Below are 18294 nucleotides of genomic sequence, written 5' to 3' on the forward strand. Positions count from 1 at the left end.
TAAAATATATACTTCGTTAAAGCTCCTAGATGAACTTCAGTTCTATCGTCCTCGCTTTGCCTCGTCTATCTTTAATTTTCTTTGAGTACTACTTCCCTTATCCACCATATTCTTCCCTCCTAGAAAAAGACATATCTACCGTATCGCTCCTTACATATCTGGTTTCTCAGGAGTTCTTCCACTTATAATCTGAAAGCCCTGGTTCTGGAGGCTATCAACTGCCATCTTTGCAAAAGAACGATTGGCTCCCCAACTGATATTGAGGACACCTTCCCCAGCTCCAGAAGCGATAACATCCACTATAATTTGCTGACCACTGTTGGTGAAAAGTACTGTCAAAGTCGCCATACTCTCCGTCCGAATAAAAAAACGCTCAAAAACATAGAGAACTGTCTGCATAGAACCGAATTCATATCCGACAGTTTCAATGACCGTCGCTTCTATTTTTTTAGGAAATTCACTAACTACTTCAGCAAAAGAATCCGATTTTCCCAGACCTAATTTGTAGATTTCTTTACCCATGACAGTGCCAAACACTTTCTATTTTTTCTCGTCCTCATCCATTGAAAGTACGCTTAGGAAGGCTTCTTGTGGTACTTCGACCGATCCGATAGCCTTCATACGTTTCTTACCGGCCTTTTGTTTTTCAAGGAGTTTACGTTTACGGGAAACGTCCCCACCATAACATTTGGCCAAGACATTTTTACGGAGGGCTTTGATGTCTGAACGGGCCACGATTTTTTGTCCAATAGCCGCCTGAATCGGCACTTCGAACTGTTGGCGTGGGATGATTTTCTTAAGTTTTTCAACAATGAGTTTCCCACGTTCGTAGGCAAATTCCTTGTGGACGATGAAGCTGAGGGCATCCACCTTGTCGCCATTAAGGAGAATATCCATTTTAACCAGTTTAGACTTGCGGTACTCAGACAACTCGTAGTCAAATGAGGCATAACCACGAGTGGAGGATTTGAGTTTGTCAAAGAAATCAAAGACGATTTCAGCCAAGGGAATCTGGTAGATGACGTTGACACGATTATCATCAATGTAGTCCATGGTCACAAAATCACCACGTTTGCGTTGGGCCAAATCCATGACCGCGCCAACATACTCTTGTGGTACCATGATTTGGGCTTTGACATAGGGTTCTTCAATGCTTTCAACCTTGGTTGGATCAGGGAATTCAGAGGGGTTAGATACTTCCAGCATCTCCCCATCAGTCGTATTGACATGGTAGACTACCGACGGAGCTGTCATGATGAGGTCAATGTTAAACTCACGCTCCAAGCGCTCTTGGATAACATCCATATGAAGAAGTCCCAAGAAACCACAACGGAAACCAAAGCCTAGGGCTTGGGAAGTTTCTGGCTCAAACTGAAGACTGGCATCATTGAGTTGGAGTTTCTCTAAGGCTTCACGCAAGTCGTTGTACTTGTTTGATTCGATCGGATAGAGACCCGCAAAGACCATAGGATTCATCTGCTTATAGCCATGAAGGGCTTCTGTAGCTGGATTACTTGCCAGCGTAATGGTATCACCCACACGGGTATCAGCAACCGTCTTGATAGAGGCTGCAATATAGCCAACATCACCAGTTGCTAAGAAGTCACGGCCAATGGCTTTTGGTGTGAAAATTCCCACTTCTGTAACATCGAAATTCTTGCCGTTTGACATCATCTGAATGGTATCACCCGGCTTGACCATACCATTGACGATACGGACCTGTAAGATAACCCCGCGATAAGGATCGTAAACAGAGTCAAAAATCAAAGCCTGCAAAGGAGCTTCTACATCACCAGTTGGTGCAGGAACTTTTTCCACGATTTGCTCTAAAATTTCTTCAATACCGATACCTGCCTTAGCGGATGCTAAAACGGCTTCTGAAGCATCCAAACCAATGACATCTTCTATCTCGTGACGAACTCTCTCTGGGTCTGCTGCCGGCAAGTCAATCTTATTGATAACCGGTAGAATTTCTAAATCCCCATCCAAAGCCAAATAAACATTGGCAAGTGTCTGTGCTTCAATCCCTTGGGCGGCATCCACCACAAGGATAGCGCCCTCACAGGCCGCTAAAGACCGTGATACTTCATAAGTAAAGTCCACATGTCCTGGCGTGTCAATCAGGTGAAAAATGTAAGTTTCCCCATCATTTGCCTTGTAGTTGAGTTGAACGGCATTGAGTTTGATGGTAATCCCACGCTCACGCTCCAAGTCCATGCTATCCAGCAATTGGGCCTGCATCTCGCGGCTCGATACGGTCTCTGTTTTTTCTAAAATACGGTCTGCCAGCGTTGATTTGCCGTGGTCAATATGGGCAATAATGGAAAAGTTCCGAATCTTCTCCTGGCGTTTTTTCAATTCTTCAATATTCATATAAGGATACTCAGGTAGGCTAGATATGTCATTTTTCGATAACATGTGATGCTAAATTTAGCTATACTCGTCAGCCAAGAACCTGTCTAAACTCCATTTCAATACAATTTTTTATTACCCTTCATTATACCAAAAAAGGCGAGTTTATGCTCGACTTTTCTTTTAATATAAAAGCTTTCTCCTGTCCTCTCTTAGAAAGAATCTTGACCAAACCAAAGAGTGATTTCCTTTTTGGCTGATTCAGTAGAATCTGAACCATGGACGACGTTAAAAATTCCACCAGATTCACCAGGTGCTTGTCCATAGTCACCACGAATGGTTCCCGGTAGAGCATCCTTTGGATTGGTTGCTCCCATCATGGTTCTCCAAGATGAAATGGCACGATTCCCAACCATAACCCCAACTAATACTAGACCCGAAGTCATATATTCTTCGATTTCTGGAAAGAATGGTTTATCCACCAAGGCTGCATAATGCTGGCGTAAGAGCTCAGGAGTCGCCTGTCTCATCTCTAAGCGTTCGATGGTAAAACCACGACGCTCAATTCTATGAAGAACGTGACCAATCAGACCACGTTGTACCCCATCCGGTTTAATCATAAAAAATGTTTTTTCCATATGAAACCGCCTTTGCTTTTCTTTTATTGTAACATGGAAAAGGATTTCAAGCAATGGTATTTCGTGTTATTAAATGTGATTTTAACGTAAGTTTTTGAGGTATAAAACAAATTAAGGGAGATACATATTATTTTGGAATCATTCGAAACAACACAGCTCTAAAACAGGATGTGGTAGCCGAGCGCGAAGAAGCTCGTTTTGGAACCATTCGAAACAACACAGCTCTAAAACGGGCTACGAACAGACCAACGTCGAGTTCTAGTTTTGGAACCATTCGAAACAACACAGCTCTAAAACACAACGACGGTAATACGCCACCTTCAAATTGTTTTGGAACCATTCGAAACAACACAGCTCTAAAACATTTCCACGATAGATACTATCCTTGGTAACGTTTTGGAACCATTCGAAACAACACAGCTCTAAAACACCTCCCTTCTAGGCGGTATCGCAGTGCCGGTTTTGGAACCATTCGAAACAACACAGCTCTAAAACTACATCATACAAGACTACCAAAGACTAAAGGTTTTGGAACCATTCGAAACAACACAGCTCTAAAACCACCGTTGTTAACAACCGTAGTTCCAACTAGTTTTGGAACCATTCGAAACAACACAGCTCTAAAACGGCCACAACCTCATTGATATTCTGCTCAAAGTTTTGGAACCATTCGAAACAACACAGCTCTAAAACAGTTTTGCTTTGCGTTCATCACTAAGTTTTGTTTTGGAACCATTCGAAACAACACAGCTCTAAAACACCATCCTTCAGGAAGCTAATCCAGTAATAGTTTTGGAACCATTCGAAACAACACAGCTCTAAAACTACTTCTGCCATTAATTACCTCCTCTGCGAGTTTTGGAACCATTCGAAACAACACAGCTCTAAAACCTCGTAGATTATTTTTTCTCACGAAATTTTGTAATCGCGCCATTTGTCTCAGCTTAACTTCAGTTTCGAGAAGTTCCCGTTCTTTGAACCTATTATACCCTAAAAAACGCTTTAAATCAACATTTTAGAGGTTTTTTAAAATTGGTTTCCCATTAAATTTGGAGTTTTTTCTCCAGTGCCTGTGTCAATATTTCAGAATAATTCAAATGCTCTCGATCAGCAAATCTAACCAGCCATTCTGGAACTGTCACATTTTTTCGAATGGCCTTATTATTTTTAAGGTAGGGTGTAGGATCCACTTGAATTAAAGTTGCAAATCCATCATCAACTCCTATTTTCTGAATATCACTAGCATGTGGCAGAGAAAGTCCCTCATCCAAATATGATGCTACAACTCCCTCAAGCATTTCTCGTGCATTCTTCATGCCTTCTTCTATGTTGTCTCCCTGCGTTCCTCCACTAAAATCAGGAAATTCAATCCAATAACTGTCGTCATTTTCTTTGTGAAAAATTGCTGGATACGATTTTAACATACTAATCACCTCTAAAAACCTAAATCTTTCAAAATTTTCTTTTCTAGTCCTAGTTTTAAATCTTTATTTCCATGGATTGGAATGGTTACTAAGTAGGGAATCTCATCTTTTTTGAAATGATGATGACTCCCTCTGACTCTTAATTCTTCCCACCCTGCCTCTATCGCAAGCTTTGCTAACTCTTTACCTGATAATGGCATTCTCTCTCCTTGTATTATATGCGCATTATGCGTGTTTGTCAAACATTCAAATAGGCACCTAGAAAAACTCTAGATACCTATTTATTCGTATTTAGTTCATATACTCAGCTAATAGGAAGAAATCTTCGTCTAAAACATATTGCGGGAAATCATAGAGTCTCCTTGGTTCCAGGAATAGGACAGCTTGATTAGACAGTTCTATAAACTCAATGAGTTTTTCAATCTCATCTTTTGTCAAATAGGCTCCACTATTTACAAAAATCAACAGACGTTGCTTGCTAAGATAATTATAAACCTGTAATATTTCAAAACATTTCTCAAAAAGTGTGTCGCTCTGCGTTTCAATTTTAACACCAAGTGCTTTTATCAACTCCAAAATCGTTATCTCATCAAACTCCAAATCGAGCTCATTTTCCAAACATTCGTAGGAAATAAGTTCAGTAATTGTGGCAGATAATTTTTCAATCATTGATTTAACTTCAGGCTTGTCATTCAATTGATTTTCTATATCTGCATGAATGAGCTTTAGCATAGAGGCAGAATTGACATCAAATCCAAGAATGTCAGTCACTAGCATAAATTCAGACGACTTGAGTGACTTCATTTTTTCATCAAAAAACTTAAGCTGTTCTTCTTCAGTATAGGAGTAGACTTGTTTTACTATACTAGAAAATAGTTTTACATCCTCAACAACCAAAATGCTTGTGCCATCCAAAGAAATAGGCTCATCAAGTATTGGAAAATTAAGTTTCAGCATCATAAGCCTCCCCTAGAAATACCAATCTACTGTCTGAATTCGCAATACCGGAATTTCGCTCACCATTTAAATATAACATTCTCGCAAATTGTTTTTCAGTCACAGTCAAAAGAGTGATATTTCCTTTTTTGGGATTATTCTCTTTGAGACGAGCAACCATAGCAGTATTGGCAGAGTTGTTCAAAAGTAATTTACTATAAACCGAAAACTGATGCATAATAAAACCTTCGCCCAATAAAAACTTTCGAAATTTACGATATGCTTTCCTCTCCTCAGCAGTGTCTGTGGGCATATCAAACATTAGTAACATTCGCATAAATCGATAACTCATATCCTAAATTCAGGAACTCCTTTCCCTTCATTGTTCAAAGCTTTTATGACCTTTTTTGTATAGTCGCTGACAATATTGTTTAAATACATTTCCTTGTTATTATAAAGATAGGTATCTGAAAACATATTGAACAATTCTCTTTTAATTCTAATAAAAGAACTACTACTATTTTCATACACAATTCGATCAACAATTGGACGAAATGGTTCCATAATATCACTAGCAAAATTAAATTGATTAAACTGATTAGCATGTTTAAGTCCAAACTGAGTCATACAACCACAAACCACAACTTCACGCGCAAACATGCTCAATAGTAAAGTATAACCATAATCCAGCGCTGCATTTATATCGTTATCTAAATCACGTGAAAAATCATTTCCGAATAAGGTATTGAAATAAATACGTGCTGAGTGCCCTTCTCGATTACTAGGGTCAAAGGGTTCCAGGCCATGGTATAAATCCATGATAGCTTGTGATTTCTCAAAATAGGAACATTCTGCTAAATAACTAGACTGATTCAAAATCTTCTGAGCAATGATGCTTGTCCATACTTCTGATTTAACATCTTCCGCCCAGGAAATTTGGTTACTCAATTGGAGACTGGAGTCATGACGTGCATAATACGGCATCAACATCGAAGTCGGCAGAAGCTTATCATCACAAAAAATAACCAAAACATTTTCATCAACCAGTCGTTTCATTAGCATAGTAGACAGTACAATATCGGTTGTCTCAAGCAGAAGAATGTCAATCTCAGACAGATGAATTAACTCTGTCTGAGACGCATCCTTAAAGATTAAATGGTTATTTTTATATGATAACTTGGAATGTGTATTAACAACTACTGTCCTCCAGCCCATTATTCTCCTCCTAATTTGCTTAAATCAATTCGGGTCTCATATAGACCTGTGACAGATTGGTGGATAAGGGTAGAAGAAAGAACCTCAGTAACTGTTTGATATCGTAAATTAGATTGTTTAATATCTGCATCCAAAAACTTGAAACCTCCTGGAGCACCAAATGCTGTGAATTTGAGCAATGAAATAAAGGATTGTGCAAGTTCAGAAACTTCATCAAATTCAAAGTGTTTTTCAAAAGCTTCATTTAGAGTCATCTCAACTTTAGGTTTCAAAATAGTCTTTTCAGAAACTCCAATGATATGGTGAAACAATTCAGACAACTCATGTCTATGTTTTTCAAGATAGATTACACTGTCTTCCTTATTTGCATGTTGAGCATGATATAAAAGATTCACAAATTGTTGAGGCAAAAACATCTCATTACCTTTTTGCAATTCAATAGCACTTGCCAATAGTCGTCTTCTACCATTTTCCAGTTCAAACAAACTGTACTTAGGAAATTTTATAATTGTATTTTCTCGTATATTTCTATACCCTTTTTCTTCTAGGAAAGTTACTGAATTTGATTCAAATCGAGACCGCTCCATAATTGTTATGCCAATCATTTCCTTAACAGTCTTTAACCTCTTAGATTTTCCTTTTTCAATATCAGCCACAAACATAATAGAATATGCAACTGTAGGACTGTCAAAACCACCGTATTTTTGAGTGCTCAAATAATTATTTTTTGTCTTTCGAGCAATAAGTTTATCTGAACCTCCTTTTGGTAAGATGGATTCTTTAGAAAATCCACCCGTCTGTTCTTCTACTTTCTTCACAATACTAACTTGTGGATAAGAGAGTACTTTCTTTACATTCGCAAAATGCTTTGTTTTATCCCAAGCTATCTCCCCAGTTTCTTCATTTGCTTCAATTACAGGTTTTTCTACTACTCTACCATCAGCCAATTTGATTGTAGTTTTGAACATATTCATAATATTGGAATAAAAGAACATCTTCTCTGTTGCCGACTTGCGCTCGCGATAGCTATTGTATTTTGGATATTCCCCATAAACAAATTCTGGTTCTAATTTTGGATATCTTATTAACAAAGCTTTGGCAACAACAGCATTGAGGTATGCATCATGTGCGTGATGGAAATTATTGATTTCTCGTACTTTGTAGAACCCAAACTCCTTACGAAAATTAGAAACTAAATTTGACTTTAAGGTCACAATTTTTACATTACGAATGCGCTTATCATTCTTGTCAAAATCCCGATTAAATCGCTCATCAAGTATTCGAGCCACATGCTTAGTAATCTGTCTTGTTTCAACTAATTGGCGTTTTATAAAACCAGCTTTATCTTCAGCAGATAACCCACCACGCTCCGCCTTTGTCAAGTTATCAAATTTTCGTTGAGAAATAAGCTTTGCATCTAATTGTTTGAGCCAAAAACCTTTCATCCGTTTCACAACCTCGTTACTCGGGACATTATCAGACTTCCCACGATTTGATTTGGAATTTGTCAACACTCGGTTATCAAGTGAATTATCTTTGATAAATGATTGTGGAATAATATGATCAATATCATATTGACTAAGATTGTGAATGTCTAAAGTATCTCCAGTGTACATATCCTTTCCATTCTGAAGATAATAAAGATAAAGTTGGTCATTTTGTAACTGGTTGTTTTCAACTGGATATCTTTTGAGGATGTCACTGCCAAAATCTTGAATTGCCTTTGTCAAACTTCCTAAACGCTGTTGTGAGTTGTTACGTCCTCTTGCCGTAGTCTGATTTTCACGTGCCATCTCCACAACAATTTGTTCAGGATTATAACCCATGACCTTAACCAACTCGTCAACAATCTTCAAGCTTTGTAGAATTCCTTTTTTGATGGCAGGGCTACCTGCTAATTCTTGAACAACTTGATGTAAATCATCGCCATCACCAATTACTTGAGAATTGGCAATTTCATCCTTAAAGCTTAAATTATCATCATTAATAAGTTGCATAAAATTACGATTAGAATGACCATCATCAATAAGATAGTCCAAGATTGTCTTTCTTGAATGCTTGTCCTTTATACCATTGATTAATTTAGCCGACAAACGACCCCAACCAGTATAATGACGACGAGTTAGGTTAGCAATTACTTTTTTGGAAAATATGTCTTCATATTTTAGCAGACGCTGCTTAATCATTTCCCTATCTTCAAATAGAGTTAAAGATAACACAATATCTTCAAGCACATCCACATTATCTGAAGAATCCATGAATTCTTTATCACCAATAATCTTCAGTAAATCATGATAGGTGCCATAGGATGCATTAAAGTTACCAGTTTCATTATCTAATCCTTGAATATCAGTAATTCTAAATTCATCAAAGTTTTTATCTAAGAAATTTAGTATCTTTTTCTTAGTTACTTTGCGTTCTTTTTTGAATAGTCCATCGAAAATTTCTTTTTTCAGAAAAACATCAAATAATCTGGCCTCGCCAGTTTCCGTTACATATTTTATTTTAGTTAGCTCATTATAAACTGCAAATTTCTGATAGAGTAAACTATGTTTTGGTAGAACTTTTTGATCTGGTAAATACAAATCATTATTTGTCATTCGTTCTATAAAAGCTTGCGCTGATGAAGTTTTATCAATTACATTATCAAAATTCCAAGGTGTCATTTTTTCATTTGAATTATAGGATGCCCAAGCGAATCGGCTATTCCCACGGGCTAATGGTCCAACATAATAAGGAATTTTAAATGTCAAAATCTGTTGGATTTTCTCCGCATTTTCTTTTAAAAACGGATAAAATTCCCCTTGACGTCTTAAAATAGCTTTCATCTCGTCCAGATGTACTTGGTGTGGAATCGAACCATTATCAAAAGTGCGTTGCTTTCTAAGAAAATCTTCTCGCTCAATTTTTTCAATGAAATAGTCACCACCATCTACTTTTTGAAGTAAGTTTTTGAGATACTTGTAAAAGTCTTCTTGATTTGTTTTTCCATCAATATAACCTGCATAACCATTTTTACTTGTATCATAAAAAACTTCCTTAAAAACTTCCTTACCAATATTTGTTCGAATAAAATCCCTTAATAGTTTTTTATCACTATTATGTTCATCATAACGGTCTATCATTGATGCAGATAGCGGCGCTTTCGTACTATGATTATTTGTTGTTAATATTCCTGACAGAAGGATACTGTCGTAAACTTTTTTTGCAGCAACAAAAACATCTGCATATTCATCACCAATTATCCCAAGCAGATTTTCTAAATCCTCATCATAAGAGTCTCTCGAAAATTGTAGTTTCGCGTCTTCGTCTAATTCAAAATTCGATTTAAAATTGGGCATTAAACCAAAGACTAGCGAAACCATGTTACCGAAAAATGAATTTTTCTTTTGATCAGGGAATTGCTCCAACACCGCTTCAACTTTACGAGACTTACTGATTTTAGCAGTAATAATCCCTGAAATATCCGTATGTTTGCTCGCTAAATAACAATCTACTTGAATTCCATCAAAGGCTAGTAAAAACTCCTTAAACAAGTTTTGAGAGTTCATATTGCGAATATCAATTGGTTCATCAATTAAGAAATGTCCTCTGTATTTAATAATATGAGCTAAAGCCAAATAAACAAGGCGCAGATCAGCTTTTTCTGAACTATCTGCCAAGTGTTTTCTCAAATGATATATAGTTGGAAATTCCTTATGATATTTCACTTCATCTGCAATATTTCCAAAAATGACATGTCTTTCCCCTCTTTTATCTTCAGCTACTAGAAAAGAATCATCTAGTCGATGGAGAAAACTCTCATCTACTTGGTTTAGTTCTGGCGAAAAAATATCCTGTAGATAAAGGATTCGGTTTCTCCGTCGTGTATAACGGCGTCGAGCAGTACGCTTCATTCTTGTAGCTTCTGCTGTTTCACCACTGTCAAATAGCAAAGCACCGATTAAATTTTTTTTGATATACTCTTTATCAGTATTACCTAAAACTTTCATTTTTTTTGCTGGTACTTTATAATCATCTGTGACTACTGACCAACCGACGGAATTCGTTCCGATATCGAGGCCGATGGAATAAGGTTTTTTCATTTTATTCTCCTTCAAAAAAATCTTGCAAATCTGAAATAAAAATTGTATAATAAATTCGTTGGAACTATTCGAAACAACACAGCAAGTTAAAATAAGGCTTAGTCCGTAACCAACTTGAAAAAGTGGCACCCGATTCGGGTGCTTTTTAGTTTACCATATCATTTCAGTTTACAAATTTATATTTACTATTTTACTATTTTTACACAAAAAAGCAAGCGCTTCCAAGTACTTGCTTTATCTTTTTCATAAAAATTTCCAATTTTTTAATTTTTATACTTCCACCACTTCAACTTGTCCTCCCCCTAACAGAATCAGGTAGGTATCCACTTGTTTTATTTGATAGGATTTTCGGAGGGCTTTGGCATAGAGCTGCATCTGGAAGGCATATCGGTCACGAATTTGGTTAGGATGCTGGTACTTGTCGGTCTTGTAGTCAAAGAGGACGATCCGGTCTTCAAAAAGTAGGTAACCATCGATAATTCCACGGATGATATAGGACTCTTTGCTTTCTGGATCTTCTTCTAGCATGGCAAACGGTGCTTCACGATAAAGTTTATCTAGATTATCTAGAATCAGCTGACCTAGGTCACTGTCAAAGAAGGATAGGATTTTGGTCAAATCTATACTTTGCTTCACTTGTTCTGAAGCCTGAACCTGGTCCAAAGCCTTTTCAAGATCTGCCATAGAGATTTTTTGACTTAACTGCAATCTTTGCATGAGTTCATGGGTGGCTGAACCGAGGGCTACAGCTGAAATCTTGGTTTGGTTTGAAAAATCAGGCAACTTGAAGGTCTGCTTGATTTCCTTTTTAACCTCAATCTTATCCATAATTTCCATGCCATCCATATCCATAACTGGCTCATAGAAGGCCTTGACTTGGCTAGGTGTTCGTAGGCTTGGTAGGTGAATAGCTGGGTCATAGGCCTGATTGAGCTTGTCTACACTGTCAAGCACTTGAAGAGCACGTTGGATATCTGCTGACTGGCGATTGTCTGTCAGGTTATCTGCTTGGGTAGAATAGTGCAGTTGACCGATACTAGCTGGAGTCAATTCTTCTTTTTCCACATAACGAATGGTGTAGAAAAGTTCCTGATGTGGAAAAGCTGCTTCAATGGCTAGGAGCCAGTCTTGGAAGGACAGGAGATTTTCCCTCTGACGAGCAGGCAAGAAGCCATTCTCACTGGCACCATCAAACTTCTCAGTCAGCTTGTCCTTACGTCCTTTACCAACAAGGTAGAGTTTCTTCTCTGCCCGGGTCATCGCCACATAGAGAAGACGCATTTGCTCCGATAGAGTCGCGATAGTCAGCTCTCTTCGGTTAGCTTGATAGGGCAGGGTCTCGATGGAGGCTTTGAGGGTAGGCATCGGTGTATCCACCTGTTTTTTCATGTCCGCCAGATACTTGATACCCAGACCATTGTCCCGACTAAGAATCAGGGGCGACTGAGAATCTTTCATGCTGAAGCGTTTGTCAATATTGAGGATAAAGACATACTTGAACTCCAAGCCCTTGGAATGGTGGATGGTCATGAGACTAACTGCATTTTTAGGGGCCGCTACTTCTACTTCCATGAGATCATTGTCACTCTCTAAGACCTTATCAATCATGCCAATAAAGCGCGAAAGTCCCTTAAATCCCGTCTTTTCAAAGTTGTTTGCCCGAAGGGCTAGGGCGTAGAGATTGGTTTGTCTCCTCTGAGCATGAGGCAGTGCACCCACATAATCATAGTAGAAACGGTCGTTATAAATTTTCCAAATGAGATCATAGAGGCTATTTTTCTTGGAAAAACGTCTCCAGTTGGACAGGAAATCCAAGAATAACTTGACCTTATCTGCTAATTCAGGCAAAATCAACTGCTGGTGCTGGCCTTGGCCAGCTTTTGCCAAAAGAAGCTTCTCGTACAGTTCGATCTTATCTACTTGAACTGCCAAACGGGCCAGCTGATCCTCATCAAAGCCAAACATAGGCGAACGTAGGAGGGCAGTCAGGGCAAAGTCATTGAGAGGATTGTCAATGACACGCAGGGTGTCCAGCATAATCATGACTTCCAAAGACGTGAGATAGTTCTTCTCGCCACCATCAGACTCGACTGGGATGCCATAGTTTTCAAAGGCTGCAATCAAACGCTCATTGCGAGTGCGGGAGGAAACCAGCAGCGTAATGTCTGAGAACTTGACTTGTTCTTCATTGTGGAGACGGATGATTTCCTTGGCTACTAGGTCAATCTCTCCTTGGCTAAAGCTGGATTCTTCCTCATCAGATGATGTTTCTACTTCTTCCGTGTTGTAAATGAGGACTTCCGTTTCATGCTGGGCCACGCGCTCTTTTTGCTTGTCACTTCCAGCGACTAGGAGGTGGGTCTTGTCATAAAAGATATCCCCAACTTGCTCGTCCATAAGGTGGCTGAAAACGCCATTTGTCGCATCCAAAACTTCGGTCTGACTACGGAAATTTTCTTTGAGGACAATGAGTTTTCCAGCATCAGGATTTTTCTGATAGAGCTTGAACTTACCATTGAAAATCAGGGGATCTGCCTGACGGAAACGGTAGATGGATTGCTTGATATCCCCTACCATAAAGCGATTGTGGCCGTTAGCCAAAAGCTCCAACATGCGTTCCTGCATGTGGTTGTTATCCTGGTACTCATCCACCATGACTTCATGGTACTTGTCTTTGAAAATGTGAGTCACGCTGGGATTTTCTTCCAAAATCTGGATGGCAAAATGGGCAATATCATTGAATTCAAAGGCATTTTCTTGAATTTTAGCCTGCAAGTACTTGGCTGAAAAATCCAAGACAAAGGATTGCAGCAAGGTCAGCATGGGCAAAATATCTGCCTGATGCGGTTGTAAGGCTAGGATAGTAAAACTGGCTTGAGCTAAATTTCGGAAAGGCTCTAAATAAGCGTTCCGATTGGCATTATAGGCTGCCGCATAGCTTTTTAGCTCTTCATCCTTAGATGACCCGATAGCCATGACTAGGTTGCGACCGGATGACAAGCGGTCAATTTTTCCACAAGCCACTTGCAAGGTTTCGAGATCAGCTTTGACATCAAATTCCTTTAATTCTTCCAGTAACTCGACCACATTAGTGAGGTACTTGTACGATTTTTGGAATTCCTTGGTTACTGTTTCGTAGTGGTCCTTGAAATAGTTTTCCGCCTTGATAATGATATCCGTCAAATCCTGTCCAGCCAAAACCGTCTTGACAAGATCCGGAGCCTCAATATCTCCCTGATTTTCATAGGACATGAGAAACACTTCTCGCAGCCATTGCTCCGGTGCTGCCGTTGACTGGCTAAAATGGTGAATTTGGTAAACAACTGAGCGGAAGGCTTGATTGTCCTTACGATTGCCCGTAAAATTGCGGACTAGTTTTTTAAAACTTTCTGCCTGCGGGCCATTCAGATACTCCGAAAAGAGCTCCGTATAGACTTGCTTTTTGAGAATATCCTGTTCAGACTGGTCGGTCATGATGCGGAAAATTGGTGAAATCCCCAATAAATAACCATACTGATTGACCAGTTTTTGAGTAAAGGCATCCATGGTGCCAATATCCGCAGTTGGAATGGCTGCAATTTGAGCAGCATAGTGTTGCCGCTCCTCATCATTCGTCGCCGCTCCCAGCTTTTCGATCAAGCCCTTTTCCAAACGTTCCTTGAGTTCACCAGCAGCCTTAACCGTAAAGGTGGAGATAAACAGCTGGTCGATGGCGATTCCCCGACTTATCATATCCAGAATCCGCTGCACCATGACAAAGGTCTTCCCAGAGCCAGCTGATGCTGAAACAAGGATGTTGGTCCCATTGCTATAAATAGCTGTCAACTGTTCCGGTGTCATTTTCTGAGCTTTATCAGAAGTAGCTTCTGCTAGAATGCGGTCTTGAATCTCTTCTTCTCTTAAAAAATTAATTTTTTTCATACCATTTCTGAGCTGATTAGTCTTTAGACTCAGCCTCTCCTCCCTTCATCAAGTCTAAATAGGCAGATTTCTTACTTCTGCTTGGCAGTTTGAAGAGGCGTCGGGCGGCCCCCATATGACGATCCGCTTCAAAATGCGTAATATTTTTCAGTTGTTCCGCCTGAACACTCTTGCCATCAACCGTATAGGGATTAATGTGGAAAACTCCCTTACGAATGCTTGCCGCAGCATCCAGATATAATTTTGCATTGTAATCAAGCAAGGTTTGGATTTCTTCTGGACCATAGGTGGCGTTATTGAGTTGGTAGTTCCCATCTGCCAAAAATTGTTTTTCTTGGTCGGCAAAAATTCCCTTGTAAACCAGTTCTCCACTGGCTTTCTCACCTAATTCTTCAAAACTTTTGACGTTCTTCAAATCCACCTTTGGTTCTTGCATGTGCAAATACATAGCGCCAAAGAGCTGGTCCACACCAACACCGTATTGATTGCGCAGAGCTTCCAGATAAGTTACCAATTGCGAATTAAGGCCATTATAGAATTTAGCCATATCAAACTGATTTGGTCCAGACTTATAGTCCACAAGGCCCAGACTACCATCGCTTAGCCGATCCACCCGGTCAATAATCCCACCAATTTTCACAGTGTTTTCCAAAATCAACTGAAATCTCTCTTCCTGCGAAGCCACTTCAATCCCCTGACTATGACGGATCAGACTGGCTGTTGACCGAGCAATATCATCTAAAATAGACTGTGAAAAACGACCATCGTCATCTGCCTGATAAAGAGTCTGAAAAGTTTGTTCTTGACTGGTTTTGGCAATGGCTTTTTTCAAGCGAGCATCAAAATCCTGTCCATCCTCCTGCATGACCAATTCAAAAATCCTGTGCAAGTACATGCCATGATGGCGATGATCAGGATGGATGCTATCTAATTCCTGCAATTGCAGAATGTAGTTGATGAAATAGAGATATTGGTTGTTGTAAAAACTAGTCAAAGCAGATGCAGATAAGTTGATTGGCTCCTCTTCTGGGAAACGAATGGCCATAACTTCATCTGAAACCCTGCTGGTTGATACATCATCTAGCAAGTGAGGAAGGGAAATGCCATCTTGAGCCATTTTTTTCCGCAAATAACGGACAGCAACCGACCAGAAAGTCTGTTCTTCCTTGGTCAATTCCTTGTCCACCTCTCCATGATGGACCGCAATCACCGTCGATAGCAAATCCTTATAATTTCCGATACCATCTCCTGAAGCAGCATAACCTTCTCTCGTCTTATCTACCTGCTTGACACCTAAATCCATCCATTCTTTCAGGTAGACGGATACATCGTCTTCTCCCTCATTTGCAATTTTGGGGTAGGATAAAATCAGTTGCTGACTAGCTGCATTAAGCAGAGAAAGTGCTGCAAAGTGATTCTTTTTGATATTCTCCTGAGAAGAAATTTCAAAGGATGAAAAATCACCAGATGCATCATTGATACACAATCGTTCCTCATCTGTTAAGAGACTCTTGTTTTGAGCGATTTTTGGGAAATTGGACTTGTTCATTCCCAGTGCAAAAATATAAGGTTTGGTATGTGGTTCTACCAAATCATAAGACTTGATATTAACCACATCCACCGTTGCTGGTACAGTCCGATATTCTGCTGCCAACATCCCTGAACGTAGCAAGGCTAGAAAATCATCTACAGCTACTGTTTCCTGACCAAAAATCGTTACCATCTGAACCAGTAACTCTGAGAAGACTGTCCAAACCTGTTCATGTTGGTCGACTTCTTCTTCGCTTGCTCCACTAGCCAACTTTTCCATATTTTCTGGCAAATGGATAGCTTTCAAGAATTGAGAAAGTTTTCCCAATAGACTAGAGCCAGATTGCGGACGAGCAGAAAGTAAGCCTTCTAACGGATTCATGATAGATAGACGGATGGCATTGAGTTGTTTCAGATCATATTTCCCAGCATTATCCGCAGTAAACTCACGATTGAAGCGAGCACGACCCTTCACATCCGCATAGGCCACATAATGGGCAAAGCGGTCGATTTCCATCTCCTTAAATTCACCAAAGAGACCTGATTTGAGCAAATTGAGCACATCTTCTGCTCGGTAATTGTAACGTTTTATCCGCTCTAAAGAATCTACAAAATGAACCAGAGGGTGATCCGCCATCGATTGGGCTTTCCCGAAATAGTAGGGAATATCGAACTTATCAAAGAGTTTACCAATCTGTAATGTGTAAGCCTCTACATCACCCAGCAAGACCAAAATATCCTTATAACGAACACCATCCGCTAACAATTGCCGTATCTTTCTAGCAACCTGCTCCACTTCTTCTTTTTGATTATTGGTTTGCCAGATTTCTAAACTGTCTGACTGACGGGCCTGCCACTTTCCATCTGATGTTTTAAAGTTATGCTTGCCTTCCCAGAAGCGACTGAGACTGGCAAAATCTGATTCCTCAGCACGGTTTTCGATGTAAATAGGTTTTACCCCGTAAGTCGTTGCCAATGACCGCAGAACATCAACAGAGGCCTGGTAGACATTCCCCTGGATAAAATTCGCATGGTAAGCATTTTGACTAGCGTAGGTCCCAACGACAATATCCTGGCATTTTTCCGCCAAAAGATGAATCAGGTAGTCTTCCTCAGCTGAAAAACGAGTAAAGCCATCGATAACTAGAACTGTATCTGCCAAGTCCTTATCCAAATAGCCCGCCTCCACTTGATGAGCAAAAAAGGCTAGTTTGGACTGATTTTCAAACTGGTGCTGGTTAAGTAGATCCGCAAGTCCAGCAAAAATCTTGACCAAATCCGCTGCTTTTTCATCGTCCAAATACTGCAAATCAAGGGCTGTTAAATTGGCCGTCTTGAGCTCCTTATAGAGGTCCACCAGCTGCTTGATGAAAGCTGGATCCTTGCGCAAGCGACCATAAACCCGCAAATCTGTGTCTGAAAGATTGGACAAAACGCGAAAAAGAAGCATGGATAAACCGACATCATCGATACTTTCCTTGTTCTGAATAGTATTGAGGATAAAATAGCGAGCCATCTGGGCAAAACGCGTGACTGTGATGCGGAAGGAAGCTTGGTTGGGCAGTTTCTCCAAGACCTTTCGCTCCTTCTCAAAAGATAGAGAGTTGGGTGCAATATAAAAAACCCGCTTACCAGCCTGCGCAAAATTTTGTGCCTCTTGAACCAAAATATCAGTCATGTCCTGAGACACATCTGTGTAGAGTAATTTCATATCATTTCCTTATACGCCTTATTGCTACTATTATACCATATATGAGGGTGTAAAAAGAGGCTGGGCAAAAAGTAGCTTCAAATAAAACCACACAGAGATTTCAGTCTTGAAAACAATCAAGATGAAAAAATCACTGTGTGGTTTTTGAGTATTTGAATTTTTAGGGTCGAGATTCTTAGCCAATTTTTGCGACCAGAAAAGACCTGACGAGCGTAGGCGAAGAGCGTCATCTTCATGAGCATAGCCGGATGGAAGGCAGGACGGCCAGTGTGTGATTTATCTTCCAATAAAACATGATTAGGGATACTGTCCACAAAAAGACTGATCAATCTAACCTCGTGATTCATAGGAATATTGTAGGCAAGATTTAGTTCCAAACTCAACTGATTTGTGTTATACTCTTTATACATAGTCATGGCTTTCTAGTTGTTTTGTGGTTATTATAATTATAAACCATGGCATATAAAAACGGGCATCTCCAA

Annotated in this window: 11 protein-coding genes, 1 pseudogene and 1 CRISPR repeat array; all 12 genes and pseudogenes read right to left on the reverse strand. The window is 39.6% G+C overall.

What is annotated here, in order from left to right:
• Window positions 1-150: 150 nt before the first annotated feature.
• Window positions 151-522: a DUF6054 family protein gene (locus tag BN1356_RS04780; RefSeq protein ID WP_093650265.1), complete on the reverse strand. Its 372-nt coding sequence runs from the start codon at window positions 520-522 to the stop codon at window positions 151-153.
• Between the two features lie 18 nt (window positions 523-540).
• Entirely contained in the window at window positions 541-2373 is a 1833-nt protein-coding gene (lepA, locus tag BN1356_RS04785; protein WP_093650266.1) for a translation elongation factor 4, read from the reverse strand.
• Window positions 2374-2564: 191 nt separating this feature from the next.
• Window positions 2565-2990 carry a nucleoside-diphosphate kinase gene (gene ndk, locus BN1356_RS04790; protein ID WP_093650267.1) on the reverse strand — a complete coding sequence of 142 codons (426 nt, stop codon included), beginning with the start codon at window positions 2988-2990 and terminating at the stop codon, window positions 2565-2567.
• A gap of 129 nt (window positions 2991-3119) precedes the next feature.
• Window positions 3120-3881: a CRISPR direct-repeat array (repeat unit 36 nt; unit sequence GTTTTGGAACCATTCGAAACAACACAGCTCTAAAAC).
• Between the two features lie 152 nt (window positions 3882-4033).
• Window positions 4034-4414: a type II toxin-antitoxin system HicB family antitoxin gene (locus tag BN1356_RS04795; protein WP_093650268.1), complete on the reverse strand. Its 381-nt coding sequence runs from the start codon at window positions 4412-4414 to the stop codon at window positions 4034-4036.
• A gap of 11 nt (window positions 4415-4425) precedes the next feature.
• Window positions 4426-4614 (reverse strand): type II toxin-antitoxin system HicA family toxin, encoded by a 189-nt coding sequence (locus BN1356_RS04800; protein WP_093650269.1) that lies wholly within the window; start codon window positions 4612-4614, stop codon window positions 4426-4428.
• Window positions 4615-4705: 91 nt separating this feature from the next.
• On the reverse strand, window positions 4706-5371 hold the full coding sequence (gene csn2, locus BN1356_RS04805) for a type II-A CRISPR-associated protein Csn2 (RefSeq protein ID WP_176694238.1): 666 nt from the start codon (window positions 5369-5371) through the stop codon (window positions 4706-4708).
• Entirely contained in the window at window positions 5358-5702 is a 345-nt protein-coding gene (gene cas2, locus BN1356_RS04810) for a CRISPR-associated endonuclease Cas2 (protein WP_093650270.1), read from the reverse strand. The genes csn2 and cas2 overlap by 14 nt, the downstream gene beginning before the upstream one ends.
• On the reverse strand, window positions 5699-6565 hold the full coding sequence (cas1, locus tag BN1356_RS04815; protein ID WP_093650271.1) for a type II CRISPR-associated endonuclease Cas1: 867 nt from the start codon (window positions 6563-6565) through the stop codon (window positions 5699-5701). The genes cas2 and cas1 overlap by 4 nt, the downstream gene beginning before the upstream one ends.
• On the reverse strand, window positions 6565-10650 hold the full coding sequence (gene cas9, locus BN1356_RS04820; RefSeq protein ID WP_093650272.1) for a type II CRISPR RNA-guided endonuclease Cas9: 4086 nt from the start codon (window positions 10648-10650) through the stop codon (window positions 6565-6567). Before cas9 ends, cas1 begins: the two co-directional genes overlap by 1 nt.
• 270 nt (window positions 10651-10920) lie before the next feature.
• Window positions 10921-14571, reverse strand: a complete 3651-nt coding sequence (addA, locus tag BN1356_RS04825; RefSeq protein ID WP_093650273.1) for a helicase-exonuclease AddAB subunit AddA — start codon at window positions 14569-14571, stop codon at window positions 10921-10923.
• 16 nt (window positions 14572-14587) lie between these two features.
• The gene (gene rexB, locus BN1356_RS04830; protein WP_093650274.1) at window positions 14588-17812 is read right to left on the reverse strand and encodes an ATP-dependent nuclease subunit B; all 3225 of its coding nucleotides are present in this window, start codon (window positions 17810-17812) and stop codon (window positions 14588-14590) included.
• 185 nt (window positions 17813-17997) lie between these two features.
• Window positions 17998-18222 (reverse strand): annotated as a pseudogene (locus BN1356_RS04835) (transposase); the annotation flags it as partial.
• Between the last annotated feature and the right edge of the window lie 72 nt (window positions 18223-18294).

The sequence above is a fragment of the Streptococcus varani genome (genome assembly GCF_001375655.1).
GTDB classification, from domain to species: Bacteria; Bacillota; Bacilli; order Lactobacillales; family Streptococcaceae; genus Streptococcus; species Streptococcus varani.